Annotated in this window: 19 protein-coding genes; 3 read left to right on the forward strand and 16 right to left on the reverse strand. The window is 61.3% G+C overall.

From position 1 onward, the window contains the following. Window positions 1–263: 263 nt before the first annotated feature. Complete coding sequence (gene msbA, locus MF6394_RS08470) at window positions 264–2,069, reverse strand: lipid A export permease/ATP-binding protein MsbA (RefSeq protein ID WP_044270929.1); 1,806 nt, start codon at window positions 2,067–2,069, stop codon at window positions 264–266. A gap of 158 nt (window positions 2,070–2,227) precedes the next feature. Between msbA and MF6394_RS08475 the strand changes: the two genes are divergently transcribed. Then, window positions 2,228–4,069 (forward strand): bifunctional O-antigen ligase/aminoglycoside phosphotransferase family protein, encoded by a 1,842-nt coding sequence (locus MF6394_RS08475; protein ID WP_078466486.1) that lies wholly within the window; start codon window positions 2,228–2,230, stop codon window positions 4,067–4,069. Window positions 4,070–4,192: 123 nt separating this feature from the next. Here the strand turns inward: MF6394_RS08475 and MF6394_RS08480 are convergent, their stop codons facing one another. From MF6394_RS08480 to MF6394_RS08510, 7 genes are all read right to left on the reverse strand, one after another. Continuing rightward, window positions 4,193–5,074: a glycosyltransferase gene (locus MF6394_RS08480; protein ID WP_078466487.1), complete on the reverse strand. Its 882-nt coding sequence runs from the start codon at window positions 5,072–5,074 to the stop codon at window positions 4,193–4,195. Beyond that, window positions 5,071–6,219: a glycosyltransferase family 4 protein gene (locus tag MF6394_RS08485; protein ID WP_078466488.1), complete on the reverse strand. Its 1,149-nt coding sequence runs from the start codon at window positions 6,217–6,219 to the stop codon at window positions 5,071–5,073. The genes MF6394_RS08480 and MF6394_RS08485 overlap by 4 nt, the downstream gene beginning before the upstream one ends. 85 nt (window positions 6,220–6,304) lie before the next feature. Next, a complete protein-coding gene (locus MF6394_RS08490; protein ID WP_078466489.1) occupies window positions 6,305–7,711 on the reverse strand; it encodes a PIG-L family deacetylase in 1,407 nt (468 codons plus the stop codon). Then, complete coding sequence (locus MF6394_RS08495) at window positions 7,708–8,604, reverse strand: GNAT family N-acetyltransferase (protein ID WP_078466490.1); 897 nt, start codon at window positions 8,602–8,604, stop codon at window positions 7,708–7,710. The genes MF6394_RS08490 and MF6394_RS08495 overlap by 4 nt, the downstream gene beginning before the upstream one ends. Continuing rightward, complete coding sequence (locus MF6394_RS08500; protein ID WP_014716634.1) at window positions 8,605–10,362, reverse strand: carbamoyltransferase family protein; 1,758 nt, start codon at window positions 10,360–10,362, stop codon at window positions 8,605–8,607. A 142-nt stretch (window positions 10,363–10,504) separates the two neighbouring features. After that, window positions 10,505–10,861 carry a YceK/YidQ family lipoprotein gene (locus MF6394_RS08505; protein WP_044270881.1) on the reverse strand — a complete coding sequence of 119 codons (357 nt, stop codon included), beginning with the start codon at window positions 10,859–10,861 and terminating at the stop codon, window positions 10,505–10,507. A gap of 55 nt (window positions 10,862–10,916) precedes the next feature. Then, window positions 10,917–11,243, reverse strand: coding sequence for a YceK/YidQ family lipoprotein (locus MF6394_RS08510; RefSeq protein ID WP_078466491.1), 327 nt, complete (start codon window positions 11,241–11,243; stop codon window positions 10,917–10,919). Window positions 11,244–11,432: 189 nt separating this feature from the next. Here MF6394_RS08510 and MF6394_RS08515 point away from each other — a divergent pair, with 189 nt between their 5' ends. Further along, a complete protein-coding gene (locus MF6394_RS08515; RefSeq protein WP_078466492.1) occupies window positions 11,433–13,520 on the forward strand; it encodes a TonB-dependent receptor family protein in 2,088 nt (695 codons plus the stop codon). 153 nt (window positions 13,521–13,673) lie between these two features. On the opposite strand, the gene MF6394_RS08520 is transcribed toward MF6394_RS08515, so the two are convergent. From MF6394_RS08520 to glnE, 8 genes are all read right to left on the reverse strand, one after another. Beyond that, window positions 13,674–15,125 carry a lipopolysaccharide kinase InaA family protein gene (locus tag MF6394_RS08520; protein WP_044270875.1) on the reverse strand — a complete coding sequence of 484 codons (1,452 nt, stop codon included), beginning with the start codon at window positions 15,123–15,125 and terminating at the stop codon, window positions 13,674–13,676. Beyond that, window positions 15,125–15,877 (reverse strand): lipopolysaccharide kinase InaA family protein, encoded by a 753-nt coding sequence (locus MF6394_RS08525; protein WP_032893894.1) that lies wholly within the window; start codon window positions 15,875–15,877, stop codon window positions 15,125–15,127. Before MF6394_RS08525 ends, MF6394_RS08520 begins: the two co-directional genes overlap by 1 nt. Then, the gene (locus tag MF6394_RS08530; protein ID WP_003187993.1) at window positions 15,874–16,608 is read right to left on the reverse strand and encodes a lipopolysaccharide kinase InaA family protein; all 735 of its coding nucleotides are present in this window, start codon (window positions 16,606–16,608) and stop codon (window positions 15,874–15,876) included. Before MF6394_RS08530 ends, MF6394_RS08525 begins: the two co-directional genes overlap by 4 nt. Continuing rightward, window positions 16,608–17,414 carry a lipopolysaccharide core heptose(I) kinase RfaP gene (rfaP, locus tag MF6394_RS08535; RefSeq protein ID WP_044270874.1) on the reverse strand — a complete coding sequence of 269 codons (807 nt, stop codon included), beginning with the start codon at window positions 17,412–17,414 and terminating at the stop codon, window positions 16,608–16,610. The genes MF6394_RS08530 and rfaP overlap by 1 nt, the downstream gene beginning before the upstream one ends. After that, the gene (locus tag MF6394_RS08540; RefSeq protein ID WP_078466493.1) at window positions 17,411–18,535 is read right to left on the reverse strand and encodes a glycosyltransferase family 4 protein; all 1,125 of its coding nucleotides are present in this window, start codon (window positions 18,533–18,535) and stop codon (window positions 17,411–17,413) included. Before MF6394_RS08540 ends, rfaP begins: the two co-directional genes overlap by 4 nt. After that, complete coding sequence (gene waaC, locus MF6394_RS08545; protein ID WP_032893895.1) at window positions 18,535–19,596, reverse strand: lipopolysaccharide heptosyltransferase I; 1,062 nt, start codon at window positions 19,594–19,596, stop codon at window positions 18,535–18,537. The genes MF6394_RS08540 and waaC overlap by 1 nt, the downstream gene beginning before the upstream one ends. Window position 19,597: 1 nt before the next feature. Next, the gene (gene waaF, locus MF6394_RS08550) at window positions 19,598–20,632 is read right to left on the reverse strand and encodes a lipopolysaccharide heptosyltransferase II (protein ID WP_044270868.1); all 1,035 of its coding nucleotides are present in this window, start codon (window positions 20,630–20,632) and stop codon (window positions 19,598–19,600) included. Window positions 20,633–20,853: 221 nt separating this feature from the next. Then, window positions 20,854–23,793 carry a bifunctional [glutamate--ammonia ligase]-adenylyl-L-tyrosine phosphorylase/[glutamate--ammonia-ligase] adenylyltransferase gene (glnE, locus tag MF6394_RS08555; RefSeq protein WP_078466494.1) on the reverse strand — a complete coding sequence of 980 codons (2,940 nt, stop codon included), beginning with the start codon at window positions 23,791–23,793 and terminating at the stop codon, window positions 20,854–20,856. Between the two features lie 383 nt (window positions 23,794–24,176). On the opposite strand from glnE, the gene aceE reads away from it, so the two are divergent. Beyond that, window positions 24,177–26,822, forward strand: coding sequence for a pyruvate dehydrogenase (acetyl-transferring), homodimeric type (gene aceE, locus MF6394_RS08560; protein WP_003187985.1), 2,646 nt, complete (start codon window positions 24,177–24,179; stop codon window positions 26,820–26,822). Window position 26,823: the final 1 nt, after the last annotated feature.

Here is a 26,823-nt window from a genome sequence, read left to right on the forward strand (position 1 = left end):
CCACTCAAGCGTTGGTAATATTGGCTCGCAAGCTTGCTCGAGTGGTGTTCGCTCTACTGAAAGGGCAAAGCGAATATCAGCCAAAGGTTGGTTGAGGGTTGCCCCTCAACCATAGAATCTCCCACAGTGGGATTGTGGGGTGTCAGGTAGATATGGGTCGGCTGGCAGGCCGTCATCGCAGGCAAGCCAGCTCCCACAGTTTGATCGAGGGGTGTCAGGTAGAGAGCCCCCTCCCCACAGCAGCGCTGTGTACACCTGTTGGATCAGGTGATATCAGCCTGCACCGGCGCATCCAGGCCCATGGCATGCAGGCGGGCGTAATAGCCGTTCTGCGCCAACAACTCGCCGTGGGTACCACGCTCGACAATCCGCCCGTCGTCCATCACCAGGATCAGGTCAGCCTTCTCGATGGTGGACAAACGGTGCGCAATCACCAAGGTCGTGCGGCCTTGCATGACCTTATCCAGTGCCGCCTGGATATGCCGCTCGGACTCGGTATCGAGGGCCGAGGTGGCCTCGTCGAGAATCAGCAACGGCGCATTCTTGAGCAATGCACGGGCAATCGCCAAGCGCTGACGCTGGCCGCCGGACAACAACACACCGTTCTCGCCCACCTGGGTATCGAAGCCCTTGGGCAACTGATCGATGAAGTCCTTGGCATTGGCATCCGCCGCCGCCGCTTCAACGTCGGCACGAGGCGCACCGGCCAGGTCGCCGTAGGCGATGTTGTTGGTCACGGTATCGCTGAATAGCGTCACATGCTGGGTAACCTGGGCAATGTGCTTGCGCAGGTTGAGCAGCTTGTAGTCCTCGATCTCGATGCCATCGAGCAGGATTTCACCGCTTTCATGGTGGTAGAAACGTGGGATCAGGCTGGCCAGGGTCGACTTGCCACTGCCCGAACGCCCCACCAGCGCAATCATCTGCCCAGGCTCGGCGGTAAAGCTGATGTCCTTGAGCACATGGCGATCAGTGCCAGGGTAGGTGAAGTTCAGGTGACGCACTTCCAGGCGACCGCTGACTTTGTCGCGTTCGAGAGTGCCGTGGTCGACCTCAACGTCTTCGTCCAACTGTTCGAAGATGCTTTCGGCGCCCGCCACACCTTTCTGGATGGTCGAGCTGACCTCCGAGAGTTGACGAATTGGCTTAGGCAACAAGCCGGCCAGGGTGATGTAGGCCACCATGTCGCCCGCCGAGGCGTCGCCACGCAGGTACAGCACCAGGAACATCAGCACGGCCATGGCGGAGTAGATCACCAATTGCAGCGCCGGGGTGTAGATCGCCCCGGTGCGGGTCATGCGCAGTTGCTTGTTGGTGTTGCTCTGGCTGGCCTTGAAAAAGCGCTTCTGTTCATAGACTTCGCCGCCGAAGCTGCGCACCACGCGGTAGCCCTGGATGGTCTCCGAGGCCACGTGGGTCACGTCGCCCATGGCCACCTGGATCTTCTTGCTCTGCTTGCGGAATTTCTTGCTGGCGGTACTGACCATCACAGCAATCAACGGCAGGATCGCGATCATCACCAACGTGAGGCGCCAGTTCATGAACAGCAAGGAGGCGAACAGGAAGATTACCGTCATGCCTTCGCGGATCACCACCTTGATGGCATCGGTCGCGGCACCCGTGACCATGGTCACGTTGAAGGTGATGCGGGAAATCAGATGCCCGGAGTTATGGTTATCGAAATAACGGTTGGGCAGCGTCAGCAGGTTGTTGAACAACTGCACCCGCAAATCGTGGACCAGCCCCAGGGAGACCTTGGCCAACAGGTAGTTGCCCAGGAAAGAGCCCAGGCCTTGCCAGGCCGCGATCAGGATGATCAGCAGCGGCACCGCCTGCAGCAATTGCAGGTCGCGCAAAAAGGGCACGGTCGGGAACAGCACAGCTTCCGGATTGGAGAGACCATCGACAAAGTACTTGAGGATGTAACCCAGCATCGGTTGGGTCGACGCGAAAATCAGAAATCCAAGGATACTCAACGCGAACAAGCCCATATAGGGCTTAACGTAACTGAGCAGGCGGAAGTATATTTTCAAGCTCGAAGGGCTTGCGCTCGGACTGGAGTCGGTCATATCACGCGGCGTTTTGAAAAAGGAGGCTGACTTTAGCACAGCTTCTCTGTTGTACTTGCACCCGGCGTAAGCCGCGGCCCGGTTGGATCCTACCGGCGACATTACTTAGCCACTAGCTTAAAATGGTCGGCTTTCTCTTTCTGGAATGGCTTTACTGTATGCACTCCAAGCGCCTTACCTATGGCTCAAATCGCGTTTTCGACTTCCTGGTCCTATGGATTTTGCCTGTTGGCTTGCTGCTGCTCCTGAGTGCACTGTTCTTTGTCGGCAATCGCAATGTACTGCACCGCATTGTCTACATCCTGTTCAGCGTACCGACCTTGTTTCTGTTGTGCATGCGCCCTCGGGAGTTCAAGGACCTGCTGCGCGAGCCCCTGGCGATCGCATTTCTGGCGTTCTCCGCCTGGGCGTTGACCAGCCTGCTCTGGAGCCCTGAACCCAGTTCCGATACCGACCTGTTCAAGCGGCCGCTGAATACCTTCATGCTGTTTGGTGGCTGCGGATTGCTGCTGCATTACCGCAACGAATTGTTCAAGCCGATCTTCTTCAGCGCTGCGGTGATTGCGCTGGTGGTGAGCCTGGGTAACCTGGTGGCGTTCGCCAAGGGCTATCAACCTGGCATGCGCATGATCGGCGGGCTGGGCGCCCTCGACAACCCGCTGCTCAGCTCGCACCTGTTCGGTTTTTTCACGGTGTACTGGCTGTACGTCTGCATGACCACCCAGCGTCTCAACGTGCTGTGGTTCAGCGTACCGGCCCTGGCAATCATGACCGCTGCGGTGCTGGCGACCGGCTCACGCACGCCGCTGGTGGCGCTGACGCTGGCCATACTTTGGATGAGCTTTGTCAGCCGTAACCGCCGCTCAATGCTACTGCTCGCAGGCACCGCCTTGGGCATCGTCGGGCTGATCCTGTTCTATCCTGAATCAATCATTATGCGTGGCAGCTCGTTCCGCCTGGAACTGTGGAGCATGTCTTTGCAGCTTATCGCCGAGCATCCGTGGATCGGCCATAGTTACGACTCCGAGTTGTTCCTGACTTTGGCAGACGGCTATCAACTGCGCGAACCCCACAGCTTTGCCCTCGGCGTACTGTATTACGTCGGCATCATCGGTTTCATTCCATGGGCCTTCATGCTCGGCTGGGGCTTGTATAAAGGCCTGCAGCAACGCGCACAGCCGCTATTCATCCTGGCTTCGTCACTGCTGGCCTACGGCATCGGAGCGGGCCTGACCGAAGGCGGCGGCATCCTGTCACGCCCTAAGGAGCATTGGTTCCTGCTGTGGATCCCCCTGGCAATCATCACCGGCCTGAGCATCGCCCAGCGCCATCGCAGTCTGCTGCGCATGCCGGTGCAGAACCTCAAACCCGCCGCGTTTGAACAGCTGTGCAGCAACGCCCATGTGATTGAAGCCGATGGCCTGGGGCCCAAAGTCCTGCGCCTGGAGGACGGCAGTTTCCTCAAGCTGTTCCGCCCACGCCGCTGGTACACCTCCGGCAGCTTCAACCCGTACTCCGAGCGCTTTGCCAGCAACAGCGAGCACTTGCGCACCCTGGGCATTCCTACGCCGCACATCCTCGGGCTCTACCGCCTGAGCGACGCCAGCAGCGCAGTGCGCTACACGCCGTTGCCCGGCCTGACGTTGCGCCAGGCGTTGCAAAGCCTGGACAGCAGCCTGCGTGAATCACTGGTGGAGCGCTTTGGCCGGTTCATGGCGCAACTGCACGAGTGCGGCGTGTACTTCCGTTCGCTGCACTTGGGTAACGTGTTGTTGATGGACGATGGTGAATTCGCCCTGATCGACGTGGCCGACCTGCGTATCTACCCGTCTTCACTGCGTTACGCGTTGCGCCAACGTAACCTGCGCCACATGCAGCGTTATCCCCAGGACCGCAACTGGCTGTTCGAAACGCACTTCGAACAACTGGTCAAGGGTTACGCCTCGGTGGCAAGCCCCGCCGCCACCGCGAAAATCCGCGAGCAGGTCCAGACCCTGTAAACACCCTCTGTAGGAGCGAGCTTGCTCGCGAAAAACTCACCGGCACCGCGTTTATTCAGGAAGCACGCGTTATCGTTGACGTTCTTCGCGAGCAAGCTCGCTCCTACAGGGTGCGGTGGCGGTTCAGTTTTTGAGTGGTGCCAGATACAACCGCACCAGCCCACGCAAGGTCTTGCGCCCCCAGAACTTCAACGGGATCTGCTTGAGAATCTCCCGCGCCAACGGGCGGTCGCGGTCGGCGGTCTTGAGGAACATCGAGTTCAGGAAGTTGTAGCGAACCGCGTCATAGGCCGGGTGCTCGCTGAACTTGGCATAGGTCTTGAGGATGTTCTGGATCATGTAGCGGTGGTTCTTGTACGTGTTGCTGGCGTGCTGGCGATACTGGGCCATCACCACGTCAAGGGCGTCGATGGTATAGCCCGCCGCAGTGATCTTCAGCTGGATCAGCAGGTCTTCCAGAGGAATCTGCGGATCGAAACCACCGACCTCCTCCAGCACTTCGCGACGAATCAGCATGGTCGGCGCCGGCGGGAACGGCTTGCGGTCCAGGAACAGGTCGTCGAAATCCAGACGGCGAAACGGCACATCGCGACGCTGCTTCTTCTCCGGGTGCAGGTTGCCGTCACCGTCGATCAGCTCGATATTGCCGGCACACATGCCCACCGTCGGCTTGCCGTCCATATACGCCACCTGGGTGGCGATACGGTCCGGCAACATGATGTCATCCGAGCCGAACGGTGCGATCAGGCTGCCCTTGGCGCGAGCAATCGCACCGTTCAAGGTGGCGCTGAGCCCTTGGTTCTGCTGCACCTGGAAATCAAAGCCGTGCTCGGCCTGCAAACGCCGGATGCGTTCGACGCTGTCATCCTTGGAGCCGTCGTCGACCACCAACAGCTCGATATTGGGGTAGGTCTGCCCCAACACGCTGAGGATGCTCTGTTCGATGTACTGGCCATGGTTGTAGGAGGCGATGATCACCGAGACCAGGGGTTGTGGCTGATTCATGCTCTACCTACTTCACGCAAACCGGTTTCAATCAGGGTCAGGTACTTGTGCTTGAACTCGTCGAGGGTGTGGTTGGCCTCCAGATAGCGGAACACCTCTTCACCCTTGGCACGTAATTGTTCATCGCTCAACGCCAGGTAAGTGTCCAGGGCCGCAGCCAGTTGTTCGACATTGCCCGGGTCGTGGGACAAGCCGCCCGCGCCCTCTACCAGTGGCAGCATCGCCGGGCCGTTGGAGGCGATCACCGGCAGATGGCCGCTCATGCCTTCCAGCAGGGCCAGGCCCAGGCCTTCGAACAGCGACGGCATGGTCCAGATATCGAAGCCACGCACGTACTTCATGCCGTCTTCGCGAAAACCCAGCAAGTGCGCACGGCCGGTCAGGCCCAGGCGCTCGATGTCGGCGCGCAGGTCGGCTTCGGCACGGCCGGAACCAATGATGCCCACCTGCGCCTCAGGGTATTTGTCCTTGAGCGTGGCGAAGGCTTGCAGCAGATGGGTATGGCCTTTGATCGGCACAAGGCGCCCCAGTGCGCCGATCATCCGTGCATCCATGGGCAGGCCCAGGGCGTTGCGCGCGTCCTCGCGGGACAGCTGCAAAGCCTCTGCCTGGGGAATGTCGATCGCGTTGGTGACGTAGGTGGTGTTCTCGCGGGTGAACCCGCAGTTGAGGTCTACCAGGTAGTCCTTGACCGCCTCGGACACACCGACAAAGCGCCACGCCGGGCTGACCCAGCGCTGGGTCTGGCGCCGACGGTAACCACGGGCGTACTCGCCAAAACCGTGGGAGATGCCGATGCACAGCGGGATCTTCAACCAGCGGTTGAGCGACAGCATCATGTTCACCGACTTGAAGCGGTTACAGATGACCACGTCGAACTTCTGCTCGCGGCAGTACTTGTAGATCTGCCACATGGCGCCAAAGCGAATGCCCTTGAGGGACTTCTCCGGCAGCTCGAAATAATGCGAGTGCTCGGCCACGCTCAGGGGTTGGCCGGGCAGCGGGCGCCCGCTGAGAAATCCAGAGGTCACCTCGAAGCGCTCAGCCGGCAGGGATTTGACGATTTGCTCACCCAAGTCCGCGAAGTCATGGGTCTTGACGTTGTAGTCCGGCTGTAACTGCAAAACCTTGAAACGAGGCTTCATAACTCTCCATGCAGCGATCTGGCTACGGGCACGCAGCCCGGTAAAAAGGGCGACAGGCGCATACCGGCCTGCCTTCAATCGGCTCTCAGTCCTGCTTCAGGACCCACAACAGCTCGTGACGGCGCACGGCCTTGCGAAAGAATTCGTTCTCGCCATAGGGCGATGGGCTACGGCCTGCCAGCAGTTGCTGCAACCAGCGGCGCACACGACGCTTGAACGGCGCTGGCGGCTGCAGGTCGTGCATCATGCCCAGGGCCATGGCCTTGTCCTGCTGCTGGCTCAACGCGAGGGCGAAACTGCACGGCACCAGCTCCACAGCGCCATCGAAACGCGGCGGCAGCGCCACGCCAGCGCCGGAATCACCCATGGGCCAACGGTCGTTATCATGCAGGTGATTGGCGTAGCCGAGCAATGTGTCGGGCTGCCACGCCAGCCCCTGCAAGGCTTCCAGCACTGCCGCGTGGGCGCAGATATGGTCGGCGTGAGGGTCCAGCAACGGCGTGGGCAAGACGATGACCTGGGGCCGCGCCTTGAGCAGCAGCGCCCGCAGGTCGGCGATCAGGTTGTGCCAGGTCGGCGCACCATCAGCATCGCCAGGCAGGGCAAAACCATTGAACTGGCGAAACAGCCGCGTATCGGCCAAATCCGCTTCGCGAGAGGCTTGCGGCTGATCCGGCGCGGCTTGCATGGCTTGCAACTGCATGCAGAAGTAGCCCAACTGCACGCACTGCGCCTCGGGTACGCCCGCCCAGCGCGGCACCGCGACGCTGTCCCAGGCCCGCAAACGGCCCTTGAGGCGCGCAGCTTCAGCCTTGGGCAGGCCCATATGCTGATAATGCTCGGCTTCGATTTCACCAGCCGTCAGCGTGACGATCCAGCTTTCAGTCGCCTGGCTGTAAAGGCTGAACGCAGCCAGTTCGGCATCGTCGGCATGGGGCGCGATCACCATCACACGTTGCTGGCGATAGTCCGGCTGGCGAAAGCGCCACAGCGTCGGCTGCCCCTTGATCCGGCAAAAACGCCCGCGCAACTGGAGGTTGCCCGCCGCCAAGGCTTCGGCGGCGCCGGTCAGGTTCAGATAACGCCGCCCGGCGACGCCGCGTTCGAAGGCTTGCCGGTCCGGGCTGGCCAGGCCCAAAAGGTCCACCGCAGGGTCGAAGAAACGCCCCAGCCAGGTACTTTTCAACTCAACGCCGACGATCAGGGTTTCATCCGCCGCCAACGGCGCATCCAGCAGCAGCCGGCCCGCCTCCAGGCGCAAGCCGGGCTGTTCGCTGCCGGCCGGAAAGGCATATTCATAGCTGTCTTTGGGCGAGTAAAACAGGTGATCGGCAAACCAGGCTTCATGGGCGGCCCACAGCAGCACCGCAAGGATCAGCGGCAACCACCAGGCAACCAGTACGCCGGTGGCGACCAGCACCAGCACGCCGATCAGCAGCGCAATACGCTTGTTACGCCGATGACGCTTGAGCAGTTGCTGTTTACGGCTCATACACTGAACACCGGCACCGGGTTGCACCAGCGCTCCTTGTATTCACGGTCGGAACGCCCGAAGGAGAAGCGCAGCGACTTGTTCGCCGCCCGCGCCTGTTCCCAGGCACTTTGGGTATTGAGAAAACTCAGCACGCTGCCGGGGCTGAAGGCGCGGGTTTCAGGGTCGACGCCGCCGTTGACATACTCGGCGCTGAACCACTCGTTGGACTGCACCTGATACACCAATTGCACCGCAATCGGCGCGTCGTTCAGAAACAGCACCGAGCCGAACAAAAACTCCTTGAGCAATTCCAGCACCTCGGCCAGGCGCGCCGCGCCCGCCGCCGGGAAGCCCCAACGGCGCTGGAACAAATCGCAATAAATCGCCGCCAGCTCTACGCTCGAGAACTCACTGACCGCCCGTACCACGCCACCCGCCTCTTCCAACAGGCGCAGTTCACGCCGCTGGTTGTAGCGAAACTTCTTCGACAGGTCTTCAGGCGTACGCGCCATAGCCAACTGCTCGGCCTGGGGCTTGAGGGTGCTCACGCGCCCCTCGTTCAGCGCCGAGAGGTAGCGTGCACGATGCCGCAACGGCACCTGCGCATCGGCGGCAATCGGCAGGATGATCTCGGCGTTGCCCAGGTCAAACAGGCCTTTCTTGCCGCTGCGCTTGAGCACGTCCTTGGACAGCGCCAGGTCGCGTCCCCAGGTGGCGATTGCCCCCTTGAGTTCACCACCTTGTTCCCAGCCCAGGTAGCGCACGGGTATCTGCGCCAGGCCGGCCAAGCGTTCGATCACCTGGGGATGGGTCGCCACGCTGCCGCCGTAACGCTGCCAGACCTGGGCGTAAACCTCGGCCTCGACAGGCGCCCAGCCACGTTCACGCCAGCCCTGGAAGCGGTTCAGCATTTAAACCACGGCGTCATAAGGGTCTACGCCGTCCTTGACCACGAGGATGTCTTCCATGATCAGGTACTGCAGGTCCGAGCCGAAGAACATGTTCAGCGCGTCGGTCGGCGAGCAGATCATCGCTTCGCCACGACGGTTGAGCGAGGTGTTCAGGGACACGCCGTTGCCGGTCAGTACTTCCAGCTCTTTCATCATGTCGTAGTAGCGCGGGTTGTATTCGCGCTTGAGCACCTGGGCCCGGGAAGTACCGTCTTCGTGCACCACTTCCGGTACGCGAGTCTTCCATTCTTCGGCGACTTCAAAGGTGAAGGTCATGAACGGCGCCGGGTGATCGACCTTGATCATCTGCGGGGCCACGGTGTCGAGCATCGACGGGCAGAAAGGCCTCCAGCGCTCGCGGAACTTGATCTGGTGGTTGATGCGATCTGCAACGCCGGTCGCACTTGGGCAACCAATGATCGAACGTCCGCCCAACGCACGCGGGCCAAACTCCATGCGGCCCTGGAACCAGGCCACCGGGTTGCCGTCGACCATGATCTTGGCAATGCGCTTAGGCATGTTTTCGATCTTGCGCCAGTTCGGCTTGCTCTCGTGCTTGGCGCACGCGGCAATCACGTCTTCGTTGCTGTAGGACGGGCCGAGGTAGACGTGTTCCATCTTCTCGACCGGTACGCCACGGGCATGGGACACATAGGCAGCCGCACCGACAGCGGTACCGGCATCGCCGGAGGCCGGTTGCACGAACAGCTCTTTTACGTCGTCACGGGCAATGATTTTCTGGTTCAGCTTGACGTTCAGCGCACAGCCGCCGGCGAAGGCCAGCTTGCCGGTGTCCTTGAGGATGTCGCCCAGGTAGTGGTCGATCATCTGCAAGGCCAGTTTTTCGAACAGCGCCTGCATGCTGGCCGCGTAGTGGATGTACGGCTCGTCGGCGATGTCGCCTTCGCGTTTCGGCCCCAGCCACTCGATCAGTTTTGGCGAGAAGTAGAAACCCTTGCCCTTCTCTTTGTAGCGGCGCAGGCCGATGACGTTGGCGTAGTCGGTGTTGATCACCAACTCGCCGTTCTCAAAGGAGGCCAGGCGCGAGAAGTCGTATTTGCTGGCATCGCCGTACGGCGCCATGCCCATGACCTTGAACTCACCGTCGAGCATCTCGAAACCGAGGAACTCGGTGATTGCGCCGTACAGGCCGCCGAGGGAGTCCGGATCGTAGAATTCCTTGATCTTGTGGATCTTGCCGTTTTCGCCGTAGCCGAAGAAGGTGGTGGCGTACTCGCCCTTGCCATCGATGCCCAGGATCGCGGTTTTTTCCTGGAAGCCCGAGCAGTGGTAGGCGCTGGAGGCGTGAGCCAGGTGGTGTTCAACCGGTTCGATCTTGATTTTCTTCGGATCGAAGCCCAGTTGCTCCAGGCACCAGACGATCTTGTTGCGATAGCGCTTGTAGCGACGGTTGCCCATCAGGATCGCGTCGAGGGCGCGGTCCGGGGCGTACCAGTAGCGCTTGGCATAGTGCCAGCGCGCCTCGCCGAACAGGCTGATCGGGGCAAACGGGATCGCCACCACATCAACGTCCGAAGGCTTGATGCCGGCCTGTTCCAGGCAGAACTTCGCCGACTCGTAGGGCATGCGGTTCTTTGCATGTTTGTCGCGTACGAAGCGCTCTTCTTCGGCGGCCGCAATCAGCTTGCCGTCGATATACAGGGCTGCGGAAGGATCATGGCTAAGGGCGCCGGACAGGCCAAGAATCGTCAATGCCACTGGGGTCTAGCCTCTTTTAGTCTGCATGCAGGCGCATCGCGCCTGAAAAAAGTGTGCTTCCCGCCCGGGCGGGAAACAGCTAAAGGGCGGGATTATAGCTTAAAAGCAGTGGGAAGCTGTTAGCGGCAAGCGCCGAGAGGGGCTAGCGGAAGATCTCGATGCTGCCGTCCTTGTTCTGGCGGTAGATCGTATAAGGCAGCATCAGGGTGTCCATGACACCAGAGGCGACAAATTCAATTGCGATGATCGGGAAGGCATTGCCTTGGCGATCCAGCAGGCTTTGGTCCTTCAGGCTTTTGTCCGGTGCAGGCTCGCCATTGAGGGTACAAAAGCCGTAAATCACCCCACTGTAGATACGCGGCACGTTTTCGCAGTGGCTGCGTGACTCCTTGAGGTTCTGGCTGGCCACGGCATCCGGACGAAAGACGGTATTGATCGTTCCGCAGCCGGAAGCCAATAACAAGGTTGAAACCAGCAGAATTCTGAAACCACGACTCACGGACAACTCCTTTCCCCAGTAGATGAGCTGGGCAGGTGCTTTTATACCCATAGGCTTATGAACGGCCCGGACGCCAATAGATGCTGATATTACCGTCGGCCGATTGTCGATAAATCGTATAGGGCAAAACCACCGTATCGGCAACCGCGGACACCGCAATATCTACGAGCACGAAGGGTATGAGGAACCCGGTGGGGTCCGGGGCCGCGTGCAGCATGCAGAAATCAAAGGCCACGCCGCTGTAAGCGCGGGGAATGGATTGGCAATAGGTTTTTGCGAGCCTGAGCTCACGCGCCGTGTCGCCCTCTTTACGCATGACGCTATTAACAGTTCCACAGCCGCTTAATAACAGCGCAGCGACACTTACACCCAGTGCAGCCATTATTTTTCTTGTCATATCCTAGCCTCGCAAACGGTCAGCCACGCTAGCACCGAGAGATTGGCTCATTCACCCCAGAGACGCCGCTGCATTGCGTAGGAAAAATCCGAAATGGTAAAACCTGCCTGACTGTTTAAACTTGCGCACTTTTTGCGCGCCTTCGCTATGCGTGCCCAAGACTCTGGCTGCCTTATGAAAAAAATGCACGCTCGTTTTTCCCTCTTGCTGCCTGGCCTGCTGGCCTTGAGCAGCACCGTGCAGGGCGATGATTCGCCACTGACCCTCGCCCCCACCGTCGTCAGCGGTTCGCGTAGCGCCAGCCCAACGTTTGATTTGCCCTACTCCGTGGACGGCATCAGCCGCGAACAGATCAGTGACAGCCAACTCGGCATCAACGCCTCCGAAGCCCTATCCCGCGTGCCCGGCCTGGTGGTGCAGAACCGCCAGAACTATGCGCAGGACCTGCAAATTTCTTCCCGCGGCTTCGGCGCCCGTTCGGCATTCGGCGTGCGCGGCATCAAGCTGGTCGCCGATGGCATCCCCGCCAGTACCCCGGACGGTCAGGGCCAGGCCGCCACCTTCAACCTCGACACCGCCGAGCGTATCGAAGTGTTGCGCGGCCCGGCGGCGACGCTGTATGGCAGTAACGCCGGCGGTGTTATCCAAATGTTCTCCCGCGACGGCGAAGGCCCGCCGCGCATCGGCGCCGAAACCCTGGTGGGCAGCGACGGGCTGAACAAGAACCACCTGAGCGCCGAGGGCGCGGCGAATGGCGCCGGGTTTGTGCTCGACGCCTCGCGCATGGACACCAACGGCTACCGCGATCACAGCAGCGCGCGCCGCGACCAGACCTTCGCCAAGCTCAATGTCGAGCCCGATGACGACAGCAAGCTGGCATTGATCTACAGCAGCCTGGAGCAGAACGGTACGCAAGATCCACTGGGGCAGACCTGGGCAGCGTACAAGGCCGACCCGCGTTCGGTGAGCGCCAATGCGCTGAACTACAACACGCGCAAAAGTATCGATCATCAGCAATTGGGGATGAATTACGAGCGGTACTTCGGTGGCGCGACCTTGCAGGTCAATGCCTATACCGGACGCCGTAGTGTGATTCAGTACCTGTCGATCCCCAAGGGCACGCCCGCCAACGAACGCGGCGGTGGCGTGGTGCAATTTGACCGTAAGTTCTACGGCGGCAGCGTGCGCTGGATGCAGCCCATCGAAAGCGCGCCTGGCGAGCTGATGATCATTACCGGCCTGGACTTCGACCAAAGCGAAGACAGCCGCCATGGCTATCAGAACTACAGCGGCAACACCCTCGGCGTGAAAGGCCAACTACGCCGCGACGAAATCGACACGGCTCGCAGCCTCGACCCGTATATCCAGGCCAACTGGGCCCTCGACCGCTGGACCCTGCAAGCCGGCGTGCGCCACAGCACGATGCAGATGGACGTTGACGATCAGTTCCTGAGCAATGGCGACGCCAGCGGCAACAAGACCTACCAGAAAAACACACCGTCGATGAGCGTGATGTATGCGTTCACCCCCGACCTGCACGGCTACGTCAGCGCAGGCAAAGGCTTTGAAACCCCGACCCAGGCCGAGCTGGCCTATGCACCGGGCAACGCCGAGGGCTTCAACTTCGGCTTGAAGCCGTCTGAAAGTACGCAATATGAAATGGGTGTGAAAGCGCAACTGAACAACACGCGGATCAACGCCGCCGTTTTCCAGATCACCACCGAGGACGAACTGGTGGTGCAGCAATCCATTGGTGGCCGTACCAGCTACCAGAACGCCGGTCGCACATTGCGCCGCGGCTTCGAACTAGGTGTTGAAAGCCAACTGAGCGACCACTGGAGCACCAGCCTCGCCTACACCCGCCTGCACGCCACCTACGACAGCGATTTTGCCAGCGGCGCCAACACCATCGATAAAGGCAACTACCTCCCCGGCGTGCCACAAACCACCCTGTTCGCCGAACTGAACTGGAAACCACGGGACTGGGTCAGCACCGCCATCGAAGGCCTGTACCGCAGCAAGGTCTACGTAGAAGACACCAACCAGCAACACGCCGCACCGGCCTACAGCGTCTTCAACTGGCGCGCGCGGTTTGAGCAGAAGGTCGAGCACTGGACCCTTCACCAGACCTTGCGCCTGGATAACCTGCTGGACCGTCAGTACGTAGGGTCGGTGATCGTGGGGGATGGCAATGGCCGCTATTACGAAGCGGCACCGGGGCGCTCGTGGTATGCGGGGGCCGGGGCGCAGTATCAGTTCTGACCCCCAATACCGATCAGTTAAGCGAACACCCTACTCAAAACAATGAAGATCAAATGTGGGAGCGGGCTTGCTCGCGAAGGCGTCGGCCCAGCAAACACCAATATTGACTGACCCACCGCTTTCGCGAGCAAGCCCGCTCCCACAGGGCCCGCTTCAACTGACGATACTGATCTCTTTGGGCAACCGCTGATCAATCACTCGATACAACGCACTGTCTTGCGGCCAATTGCGCATGAACCGCGCCCGATCCTTGGCGTATGCCGGCGCAAAGCTGGCAACAGAACGGTGCTGGCACATGGCATCCAGGTCAATCATTGCCCAACGCCCGTCATTCCAGAACAGGTTATGGCCCTTGAAATCCCCATGGCTGATGCGCTCGCGGATCAGCTCGGCAAACAACTGGTCCAGCGCCTGCAATTCGCTCTCGGGCGCATCGCCGCTTTCCACATACGGAGCAAAGCGCTCGATGATGTCCGGCCCCGGCAGGTACTCGGTGACCAGGTAGGCACGGCTGCGCAACCACAGGAACCGTTTCTCCAGCACCGCCAGCGGCTTGGGCGTGGCAAAACCCAGGAAGGCCAGGCGGTTGCCTTCGCGCCAGGAGTGCCAGGCGCGGCTTGGGCGCCAGAAGCGCTTGAGCCAATGGGCAAAGCCCTTGATGTTGTAACGCTTGATCACCAGCGGCCGGCCGGCCACGTCGACCTTGGCCACGCTCGCCGCGCCACCGGTCTTGTACAGGTGCCCCTGGTCGAGCAACGCATCGGCCTGCTCCAGCACCGGCACCATGGCGGCTTCTTCTTCGCGGCGGATCGCACGCAGGCCAAAAGCGCCGCGCACCACACTGAACAGCGTGCATTCGCGGCCGGTCTTGTCCAGGTAGTCTCTCAAGCGCCAGGCACTGACTTTACGCACCTGCTTTTCCAGGGCTTGCATTGGCAAGGCGTGTTCGCCGTTGGCGAGCAGGTAATACACCAGCAATTCTTCGGTAAACGGCTCAAGGTTCTTGGGCAGTTGGGCGAAGAACACCCCGAGGTTTTCCAGTACTCGATTGCGTGACAGCGGCTTGCCCGCCTCTTCGACACGAATGCCGGCGCCATCGATCAAATACAGCTTGCCGTCTTTGCGCAGCAGGTTGTCCAGGTGCAGGTCTTCCTGCCACAGGCCCTTGGCATGCATCTGGGCAATCGCGCCCAGCGCTTCGGCGAGCACGGCGGTTTGTTCGTCCGCCAACGGCGGCAGGTTTTCGACGGCGAGCCAAGCGTCGGACAGGCTTTGGGCCCCCTCGATAAATTCAAACAGCAGCCAGCCACCCTCGCCGTCCTGCAAGCCATCGGCCAGCAGCAACGGCGTGGTCAGGCCCTGCTCAGCCAACAGGCGTACACCTGTGAGCTCACGCTGAAAATGCCGCGCCGCCTTGCTGCCCACCAACAATTTGGCCAGCACCGGGCGTCCACGCCACACGGCGGCGCCCACGTAGCGCTGCCCCGGCAACACCCGCAGCAGGCTCAGCAATTGCAATTGCCCAGGGCCGGCGGCATCCGCCAGGTCGAGGGTCAGCGGCAGGCTGGGGGTACGCCCAGCCGTTTTCAGCTCGGATAAGCGCATCAGCGGTTCTCCTTGTGGCTGCGGCGTGCGGTCAGGCGCTGGTGCCAAGTGGCGACCAAGGCACTGTCCTCGGGCTGCTCAAGGTACGCCGCCAGCAGTTGGCGCACCTGCGCATCCGACCATTGCGGCGCGCGGCGCAGCAGCGGTTCCAGGTCCTTGACCCGGTCACGCCAGCCAAACAGCAGCGGGCGGGTTTTCTCCAGGTCGATCAACTGCGCGGCATACCCCTCACCGGCAGGCTGCAGGAAGATGTGCTTGGGGTAAAAACAGCCATGCACCTGCCCGACGCTGTGCAGATGACGCGCCAGCTTGCCGCACGCCAACAGGATCGCACTGTGCTGGGCTGCGCTCAATTGCGACCACTGCTCCAGCAACGAGTCCAGGTCATTCCAGCCATCCAGCGCACGGGTGAGCAGCATCGCCCGGCGCTCGCCCTTGACCTTGCGCTCACCGAAGAACGCCGCTTGCAGGGCCGGTATGCCGAGCTTTCGATACAGGCTGATGTTACGAAACTCGCGGGCAAAACTCGGCTCGCCAAACGGGCGGTGCAAGGTGCGCGTGAGGTAGTTGCTCTGGCGCTTGAGGTAGTAACCCTGCCCCTCAAGCTCCAGGCGATACACGCTGCTCCAACCGTCGCCGCTGGTGTTCGGCTCGTCCACTGCATCCAGTTGCTTGGCCCACAGCGCGTCGAAGGTCGCCAGGCCGTTGCGCTCAAGCAGAGCGCGGTCTTCGGCCGCCAGGAAGTCACTCATTCGCGTCCCTCGAAAAACTTCACCACATGGCGAATTCGCTGTTTGTCCGACGCGGTCAGGTGCGCGCGCTGACGATATTGCAGGTAGAAGCGCAGGCGCTGGGTGGCCGACAAGTGATACTTGGCGACTTTGTCCAGGCAGGCCAGGTCTTTGGTAATGCGGTACTTGAGCCAGAAACCGCGCCAGAAATCACCGTTGGGGCAGTCGATCAGGTACAGGGTACGTTGGTCGTCCACCAGCAGATTGCGCCACTTCAAGTCGTTATGGGTGAAGCGGTGATCGTGCATGGTGCGCGTGTATTCGGCGAGCTGGCGGCTGATGCCATCGACCCATCGGGGGTCTTTGAGGCGCTCATCGTGACGCTCGGCCAGCACCGACAGATCTTCGGTCTTGGGCAGTTCGCGGGTGATCATGGCGCCACGATTATAGGCCAGGCCCTTGCGGTCCAGGCCCCAGGCCACCACGTCGGCGGTGGGGATGCCCCACTTGGCGAAGCGCTTGAGGTTCTGCCATTCGGATTTCACCCGTGGCCGGCCCAGGTAACGACGCAGGCCCTTGCCGGCGCCTACGTAGCGCTTGACGTAATAATTGACCCCGCCACGCTCCACCCGGATCACTTCCGACAACGGGTCGCGGGTCAGCCGCTCGCCTTGCAGGGCGAACACCGCGTCCAGGCTTCCAAAGTCATCCGCCAGGGCGGCGTAGGCAGGTTCCAGGTTCCAACCCGCCATCAGATCGCATCCCCGTATCGTTGTTTACGCGCATACAGCTTTGCTGCCATGCGTTCCAGCGCAGATAGCAGCGCGGTTTGCTCCGCCAGGATCTGGCGCAGCGGCTGCTGGAAGTACGCCTTGAGAAAACGCAGCTTGTCGCGCTGGGTCAAGCCGATCTCCAACGCGGAGTAATACAGGCCGGCCAAGTCTTTGTTGCGCCAGCGCACGGGGATCGTTGCACGCACCTGGGCGCGGTGCAGGTCGATCACCGACAGCTTGAGGTTATCGACGCTGATGGGCCGGTCGGTGTGCAGCAGAAAATGGCACAGGTAGCAGTCACGGTGGTTGACGCCACCGCGGTGCATCGCGCCGACGGTACGCGCCAGCTCAAGGGTCAAGGCATGCTTGATGGCCGGCACGGGCGGTTGCTTGACCCAGTCCAGGGTCAGGTCTTCCAGGCTGATGATGGGGGTCAGTTCCTGGGTGATGATGAACGAGTGCTGGTCGGCCGGGTTGCTGCCTTTTTCACCGAATGCCACGGCGGTCATGGTCGGTACGCCAAGCGCCTGCAAGCGCTGGATCGCCACCCACTCCTGGCCCGCGCCCAATACCGGCAATTTGGCGGTGACCAGGTTCTTGAGGATTTCGCCCCAGCCAATCCCACGGTGGATCTTCACAAAATAAGGCTGGCCCTCGACCACCGTACGCAACGTACGGCGAGCGGCCAGTTCGCGGAACACCTGGCCTTCCAGCTTCTCGACCTCGGCGAACGCATCGCGCCCGTTCCAGAGGGTCTTGAAGGGTTCGGCTAGAATCAACTTCATCGGTTTGGCTCCGCCAGAATCAGGTCCGCAGCGTACTGCGGCATGCTAAAGAGGTCGGCCGTCTCTGCGAAGGCCAGACCATTGCGACTCCAGGTCGCACGCGCTTGTGGGTCGTCGAGCATATCGACCAGATACTGGTTGAGCTGGGTTTGCTCGAACGGCTCGTCCAACACCCGGCCGCTCTGGGCCTTGTCGATGTAGAACGCATAGCCGCACACCGGGCTCACCAGTACCGGGAGGCCGGCGACCACCGCTTCGACCAGCACCATGCCGGCCGCCTCGTTGTACGCGGGGTGAATCAACAGGTCGGCCCCCAGCAGGAAACGCGGAATATCATTGCGGCCCTTGAAGAACTGCACCTGGTCGCCCAGGCCCAGCGCCGCGCTCTGCAATTGGAATACTTTGGGGTCGTCCTGGCCGATTACAAATAGCCGGGTGCGTTTCTTCAGGCGCGAAGGCAGTGCGGCCAGCGCCTTGAGGCTGCGGTCGACGCCCTTGGTCTTGAACCCCGAACCGATTTGCACCAACAGCAAATCGTCTTCAGCCAAGCGAAATTCAGCGCGGAACTCGGCGCGGATCTCGGCGGCGTTCGGCGGCGCGCGGCGGTCGCGGGCGATACCCGGTGGCAACAGGTGAAAACGCTCTGCCTGGGTACCGTAATACTGGGTGAACAACTGCTGCTGATGCTCGGACAACACCATGATCTGCGTCTTGGCGTTCTTATCGAACACGGCGCGCTCGTATTCGGCAAAGTGCTTGTAGCGCCCGAACCAGCGATACATCGGGTTGCGCAGGGTCTGGGCCTTGTCCTCGAACACACCGTCGGCGGCAAAGTACAGGTCCAGCCCCGGCATCTTGTTGAACCCCACCACACGGTCCACCGGCCGCTTGGCCAGGTCGGCCTGGATCCAGGCGTAGAGCTTTTCGTTGCGGCGGTGGTTGACCAAGGCCTTGACCGGCGCCACCAGCACCTCAAAGCCTGGCGGGATATCACCTTCCCAGATCAGGGTGTACACCCGAATCTTGTGGCCGCGCTGCTGGCACTCCAGGGCGATGCGCATGAAGTCGCGCTGCAGGCCACCGAAAGGGAAGTACTTGTACAGAACAAAAGCCAGTTGCATCAGTGCTGCTCCTCGGCCAGTAACAACGTGCTCAGCCGGCTTGCGACACGCTCAGGGTTCAAGCGCGTGAAGCACAGGGGCGACTCGCGCGCGATGTCGAACCGCCGCAGGTCGTCGGCAGTAGGTTGATAAGTGCACTGTTTTTGCAGGCAAGGCGCACATGGCCAGTCGCTGGCCAAGTGGATCTGGCCTTTGCCATAGGCACCGGTGAGGCCTGGGTTGGTGGGACCGAACAGGGAAATGGTCGGCACGTCGAGCGCCGCCGCCAAGTGGCCGAGGCCGGTGTCGACGGCCACGCAGGCACGGGCGCTCGCCAATATACGCGCCACGCCCGCCAGGTTGAGCTTGGGCAACACTTCGGCGTTGGGCAGGCCCAGGGCCAGGCGTTCGGCCCGCGCCTTTTCGGCGGCGTTACCCCACGGCAGCTTTACGTCCACGCCCAGGCGGCCCATGCGTTCGGCCAGCTCACGCCAATAGGCTTCGGGCCAGTGCTTGGTGTCCCAGGTGGTGCCGTGCAGCAGCAATACGAACGGTTTTTTCGGCGGCAGGCCGAGCAGTTTTTCGACGCTCAGGCCGTAGTCGCCCAGGCGTTGAGGCAGGTCGTAGCCCAGCGCCACGGCGAACAACTGGCGCAAACGCTCCACCGCATGTTGCCCACGGGCCACGGCCAGGCGCCGGGAATAAAAGCGCGCAGCCAGCGGTTCTCGCGCAGAATCTTTGTCGAAGCCGGCGATGGGCGCCCGCACATAGCGGGTCAGCCAGGCGCTTTTGAGCAAGCCCTGGGCGTCGATCACCAGATCATATTTGGTCGACTGCACCGCCTGCTTGAAGCGCCGCCATTCGCCGCTCTTGACGGTTTGCCAGAGGTTCTTGCGCCAGCGGCGAATCGCCACCGGGATGACCTTGTCCACCGCCGGGTGCCAAGTGGGGATTTCGGCAAAGCCTTCTTCCACCACCCAATCGAACCGAATGCCGGGAATCGCCCGCGCCGCGTCGGTGAGCGCCGGCAAGGCATGGATCACGTCGCCCAGGGATGAGGTCTTGATTACCAGAACCCGCAACTCAATGAACCTCGACCACGTCGCCCTGCAAACGCTGCAAGGCATCGGTGACCGGCTGGGGCAGCAACTGGCGCAGGCAGTTGTAGTGGCCGAAACGGCAGGTACGCTCAAAGCACGGGCTGCAATCCAGGCCCAGGCGCACCACCTCGACCTTGTCGGCCAACGGCGGAGTGAAGCCTGGGGAGGTCGAACCGTACACCGCCACCAGCGGACGGTTCAGCGCCGCCGCCACATGCATCAGGCCGGAGTCGTTGGACACCACCGAGTCGGCGCACGACAACAGGTCGATGGCCTCGGCCAGGGACGTGTCGCCACTGAGGTTCACCGCCTCTTCACGCAGGCCGGGAATCAGGCGCTGGCGGATGTCTTCACCCACCGAGTGATCGTTCTTGGAACCGAACAGCCACACCTGCCAGCCTTCGCGGATCTTCGTCTCGGCAACTTTGGCGTAATGCTCCGACGGCCAGCGCTTGGACTCGCCAAACTCGGCGCCAGGGCACAGAGCCAATACGGGCCGATCCAGGGTCAGGCCAAACTTGGCCAACGCCGCGTCGCGGGTCACCGGGTCGATCTGCAAGCTGGGGCGCGGGTACGGCTTGGGCAGTTCAGCGCCCGGCTCGTAGGCCAAAGCCATAAAGCGTTCGATCATCAACGGGTAGCGGGCTTTATCCAGGGTGCGTACGTCATTGAGCAGCACATAGCGAAACTCGCCGCGCCAGCCGGTGCGCTTGGGGATACCGGCAAAGTACGGCACCAGCGCCGACTTCAGCGAGTTAGGCAGCAGGATCGCCTGGTCGTACTGGCCGGCCATGGACTTGCCGATACGTCGGCGGGTCGCCAGTTCCAGGGCGCCGTGGCCGAGCGGGAAGCTCAAGGCCTTGCGCACCTGGGGCATACGCTCAAGGATCGGCCGGCTCCACTCAGGGGCGAGCACGTCGATCTGGCAGTCTGGATAGCGCAGGCGCAGGCACTGAAACAGTGTCTGTGCCATCACCATGTCACCGACCCAACTGGGCCCAACGATCAGAATATTCATGTAGTTTCCACAAACGATGCGGGGAGGCTTATGCCTCCCCGCCTCGATAATTACTGTAGATCGCGGTGCGCCAGGGAGCATCTTTATGTGGGAGCTGGCTTGCCTGCGATTGCATCACCTCGGTATCACTGATAAACCGAGGCGCCTGCATCGCGGGCAAGCCCGGCTCCCACATTAATCCGCATCCCATATAAAAATTGGCGTCGCCAATCAGTCGAGTTTCAATTTAAGCCCAGCGCTTGCCAGATTCGCATCACCTGTCGCCGCTCGTCGGCGAACTGGTCCCCGGCGACCGTGCCGGCCTCGTTCTGCAAAGCCTGGCGGTGCGCGGCGGAGCGGTAGGCCTTGTACACCTCACGCAGCAAATGGGCATCGGCGGCGGGCATCAGCCCGACCTGCTCCAGGCCCTCCAAAATGCGGATATTGTCGGTGTAGCGCAGCAACGATGGATGTTGCGCAGACCACGCCAAAGCCGCGTATTGCACCATAAATTCAATATCGACGATACCTCCGGCGTCCTGCTTGAGGTCGAACAGCGCCGTGGCCTCGAAGGCATTGGCGCCCCTGCCGGCCGTCGTGGCCTTGGTGCCCAGGTTGTCGCGCATCTTGGCACGCATCTCGCTCACCTCCTGGCGCAGCTTCTCCAAGTCCCGTTCACGCCCCAACACGTTGGCCCGTACCTGCTCGAACGCCTGGCCCACATCCTGGCTGCCCACCAGCACCCGTGCGCGGATCAGGGCCTGATGTTCCCAGGTCCAGGCTTCATTTTGTTGATAGCGGTCAAACGCGCCCAGGGAACTCACCAACAAGCCCGATGCGCCGGAAGGTCGCAGGCGCATATCCACTTCATACAGCTGGCCGGAGTTGGTCTGGGTGGTCAGCAGGTGAATGATGCGCTGGCCCAGGCGCGTAAAGAACTGCGCGCCATCGATCGGCTTGGCACCGTCCGTCTTGGCCTGGGGGTCGCCGTCATGGATGAACACCAGGTCCAGGTCCGAACCATGCCCCAGTTCGATGCCGCCGACTTTCCCATAACCGACAATGATGAAGCCAGGATCGCACAGGGTGCCGTCCAGTCGCTGCGGCGAGCCGTGACGGGCGACCGTCTGGCGCCAGGCCAGGGCCAGCACTTGTTCAAGAATGGCTTCGGCCAGCCAGGTGAGGTAGTCGCTGACCTTCATCAACGGCAGGCTGCCGGCGATTTCGGAGGCAGCCACCCGCAGGCGGTGCGCCAGTTTGAAATGGCGCAAGGCTTCCATCTGTTGCTCAAGGTCATCTTCGGGAATGCGCGTGAGGCGCTCGCGCAACTCCGCAGCCAGTTCCGGCGCCAGCGGCGGCTTGAACAAGCGGCCTTCGTTGAGCAATTCATCCAGCAACAGCGGGAAGCGGGTGATCTGTTCGGCGATCCACGGGCTGGCTGCGCACAAGGTCAGCAGGCGGCGCAGAGCGTCAGGGTTCTCGGTGAGCAGCACCAGGTAGGCCGAACGCCGGGCCACGGCTTCCACCAGCGGCAACACGCGTTCCAGCACCAGGTCCGGGTTGGCATGTTCAACGGCCTGGGCCAGCAGGCGCGGGATAAACGCATCCAGGCGCTCACGCCCCAGACGCTGCATGGCGCGCAACTGCGGGCTGGCGCGCAGGCTGGCCAAGGCCTTGAGGGCCTTGGGGGCATCGGTGAAACCGCCTTCACTCAATTGGCGGCACGCGGCGTCATCATCCTGGGATTCCTCCCACAGCGGCAACCATTCACCACCGACCACCAATTCGCTTTCTTCGCCCTCTTCTTCATCAGGGTCGGCAATCACTTGGCGAAAGTGCCAGTCCACACGGCCACGCCAGTACATCAGGCGCTCGTGGAACGCCGCCCAGTCACTGAAACCCAGCATAAAGGCAATGCGCGCCTGGTCTTCGGGGCTGTCCGGCAGCATTTGCGTCTGGCGGTCGGCAATCGCCTGGATCGCATGTTCGGTGTAACGCAAAAACTCGTAACCGCTGCGCAGCTCGCTGATCACCGCCGCGGGCAAATAACCCTGGCCTTCCAGGGTGCCCAGCACGTTCAACAGCGGGCGTTGCTGCAGGCTGAGGTCGCGGCCGCCATGGATCAACTGGAAGGCCTGGGCGATAAATTCCACCTCACGAATGCCGCCCGCGCCCAGCTTGATATTGTCGGCCATGCCCTTGCGCCGCACTTCCTGCTGGATCAGTTGCTTCATGGTGCGCAGCGCTTCGATGGCCGAAAAGTCCAGATAACGGCGATAGACAAACGGGCGCAGCATGTCGAGCAGTTGCGCGCCAGCCACCTGGTCGCCGGCCACTACCCGCGCCTTGATCATGGCGTAGCGCTCCCAGTCCCGGCCCTGGTCCTGGTAGTACTGCTCCAGCGCGTTGAAGCTGAGCACCAAGGCGCCGGCCGAACCGTAGGGACGCAGCCGCATGTCGACGCGGAAGACAAAACCGTCGACGGTCATCGGGTCCAGGGCCTTGATCAGTTTTTGACCCAGGCGAATAAAGAACTCCTGATTATCCAGGGCGCGCTTCACGCCTACCGTTTCGCCGCCTTCGGGATAGGCGAAGATCAGGTCGATATCCGACGACAGGTTCAGCTCCACCGCACCGAGCTTGCCCATGCCGAGGATGACCATGTGCTGCGCCTCGCCGCTGCGTGCGCCAGTCGGCGTGCCGAATTGGGCGCAGTGGCGCTGGTACAGCCATTGATAGGCCTGGTCGATGCAGGCGTCGGCCATGTCGGACAGGTCGCGACAGGTTTGCACCAGGTCGGCCTGGCGTGTGAGGTCGCGCCAGATGATGCGCACCTGCTGGCGCGTGCGCTGGCGGCGCAGTACGCGGCCCAGCTCGTCTTCTGTTTCGGCCTGTTGCACGGCGCCGGCTATCTGGCTGCACAGCTCGCCGGGCGCAAACCCGCGGTCCAGCTCGCCCCAGGCCGCTAGCTCAAGCAACATCAAAGGGTCACGAACACTCTGTTCAATGACGAAATCACTGGCGGCGCATACGCGGGCGAAGTCGGCCCACCGTTGCGGCGTCCACGCAGAAAGGCCATGATCGTCGTCCAGCGCGGCCACCGCGTCACGAAATGACTGCTCGGCCCGGTTGGCGTAAGGCAACAGAATGGCCGGCAGTTCGGCCAGCGTTGGAAGGCTCATGGTCTATCCTTGATCGGCGTGTAAATGGCGTGTAGTTGTGAAGGCAAGAGCCATGCTCGGTGAAGGACTGTCGAACAAAGGTTAGAAATAGCTGAAATTAAACTAATCTTGGCAGGCAACATCAAAGTTTCACCTTTTCTTGTTCGCAATAGACCAACAATAACGATTATGCTCACCAGCAAGACCGAGCCATACGCTCAGTCTTGTGTAGTTTTACTACTCGTATATACATTCGAAAGGCTGAAATGGCCGACGATTTGTAGTAAAACTACAGGACGCCGAAGCAACCTTCGGCCATCCAAGAATTTATGTCGTCTGCCCACAAGGCCAGTCGCAAACTTCAGGCAACCGATTCTGGTAGCCTTTCCGCCCTGGAGCAAGCCATGCAAGACCTCGATCCCGTCGAAACCCAGGAATGGCTGGACGCCCTGGAATCGGTTCTCGACAAAGAAGGCGAAGACCGTGCTCACTACCTGATGACCCGTATGGGCGAACTCGCGACCCGCAGCGGCTCGCAACTGCCTTACGCCATCACTACGCCATACCGCAACACCATCCCCGTTACCCACGAAGCACGCATGCCTGGCGACCTGTTCATGGAACGCCGCATTCGCTCGCTGGTACGCTGGAACGCCATGGCGATGGTAATGCGCACGAACTTGAAAGATTCGGACCTGGGCGGTCACATCTCCAGCTTCGCTTCCAGCGCAACCCTGTATGACATCGGCTTCAACTACTTCTTCCAGGCCCCGACCGACGAACACGGCGGCGACCTGATCTACTTCCAGGGCCACACCTCGCCAGGCGTCTACGCCCGTGCGTTCATGGAAGGTCGCATCAGCGAAGAACAAATGAACAACTTCCGCCAGGAAGTCGACGGTCAGGGCCTGTCGTCCTACCCGCACCCTTGGCTGATGCCTGATTTCTGGCAGTTCCCGACCGTTTCCATGGGTCTGGGCCCGATCCAGGCGATCTACCAGGCACGCTTCATGAAGTACCTGGAAGCCCGTGGCTTCATCCCTGAAGGCAAGCAGAAAGTCTGGTGCTTCCTGGGCGACGGCGAGTGCGACGAGCCGGAATCCCTGGGCGCCATCTCCCTGGCTGGCCGCGAGAAGCTCGACAACCTGATCTTCGTCATCAACTGCAACCTGCAGCGCCTCGACGGCCCGGTTCGCGGCAACGGCAAGATCATCCAGGAACTCGAAGGCGTGTTCCGCGGTGCTCAGTGGAACGTGACCAAAGTCATCTGGGGCCGCTTCTGGGACCCACTGCTGGCCAAGGACGTCGACGGTATCCTGCAACGTCGCATGGACGAAGTCATCGACGGCGAGTACCAGAACTACAAAGCCAAAGACGGCGCGTTCGTTCGCGAGCACTTCTTCAACACGCCTGAACTCAAGGCGATGGTTGCCGACCTGTCCGACGACGAGATCTGGAAGCTCAACCGTGGCGGCCACGACCCGTACAAGGTCTACGCGGCGTACCACGAAGCGGTCAACCACAAAGAACAACCCACCGTCATCCTGGCCAAGACCATCAAGGGTTATGGCACCGGTGCCGGCGAAGCGAAGAACACCGCGCACAACACCAAGAAAGTCGATGTCGACAGCCTGAAGTTGTTCCGCGACCGCTTCGACATTCCGGTCAAGGACGAAGAGCTGGAGAACCTGCCGTTCTTCAAGCCAGAGCCAAACAGCGCCGAAGCCCGCTACCTGAGCGAGCGTCGCAGTGCACTGGGCGGTTTCGTGCCACAGCGCCGCGCCAACAGCTTCAGCGTACCGACGCCAGACCTGAGCACCCTCAAGGCTATCCTTGACGGCTCGGGCGACCGTGAAATCTCCACCACCATGGCCTTCGTGCGTATTCTGGCGCAGCTGGTCAAGGACAAGGACATCGGCCCGCGCATCGTCCCGATCATCCCGGACGAAGCCCGTACCTTCGGTATGGAAGGCATGTTCCGTCAGTTGGGCATCTACTCCTCCGTCGGCCAGCTCTACGAGCCAGTCGATAAAGACCAGGTGATGTTCTACAAGGAAGACAAGAAGGGCCAGATCCTCGAAGAAGGCATCAACGAAGCGGGCGCCATGAGCTCCTTCATCGCTGCCGGTACTTCGTACTCCAGCCACAACCAGCCAATGCTGCCGTTCTACATCTTCTACTCGATGTTCGGCTTCCAGCGTATCGGCGACCTGGCCTGGGCCGCTGGCGACAGCCGCACCCGTGGTTTCCTGATCGGCGGTACCGCCGGCCGTACCACGCTGAACGGCGAAGGCCTGCAACACGAAGACGGTCACAGCCACATCCTGGCTGCCACCATCCCGAACTGCCGCACCTTTGATCCAACCTACGGCTATGAGCTGGCGGTGATCATCCAGGACGGCATGAAGAAGATGACCGAAGAGCAGCAGGACGTTTTCTACTACATCACCGTGATGAACGAGTCCTACCAGCAGCCAGCCATGCCGGCCGGTGTGGAAGAAGGCATCATCAAGGGCATGTACCTGCTCGAAGAAGACACCAAGGAAGCGGCGCACCACGTACAGCTGATGGGCTCCGGCACCATCCTGCGCGAAGTGCGTGAAGCGGCGAAGATCCTGCGTGACGAGTTCAACGTCGGTGCCGACGTGTGGAGCGTTACCAGCTTCAACGAACTGCGCCGTGACGGCCTGGCCGTGGAGCGCAGCAACCGCCTGCACCCTGGTCAGAAGCCAGCCAAGAGCTACGTCGAAGAGTGCCTGGCCGGCCGTAAGGGTCCAGTCATTGCCTCTACCGACTACATGAAACTGTTTGCTGAACAAATTCGCCAGTGGGTCCCGTCCAAGGAATTCAAAGTCCTGGGCACCGATGGTTTCGGCCGCAGTGACAGCCGCAAGAAGCTGCGTCACTTCTTCGAAGTCGACCGTCACTTCGTGGTGTTGGCAGCCCTGGAAGCCTTGGCTGACCGTGGTGAGATCGAACCTAAGGTGGTGGCTGACGCTATCGTCAAGTTCGGGATCAACCCGGAAAAACGCAACCCACTGGACTGCTGAG

It is taken from the genome of Pseudomonas sp. MF6394 (assembly GCF_002018845.1).
Classification (GTDB): Bacteria; Pseudomonadota; Gammaproteobacteria; order Pseudomonadales; family Pseudomonadaceae; genus Aquipseudomonas; species Aquipseudomonas lactis.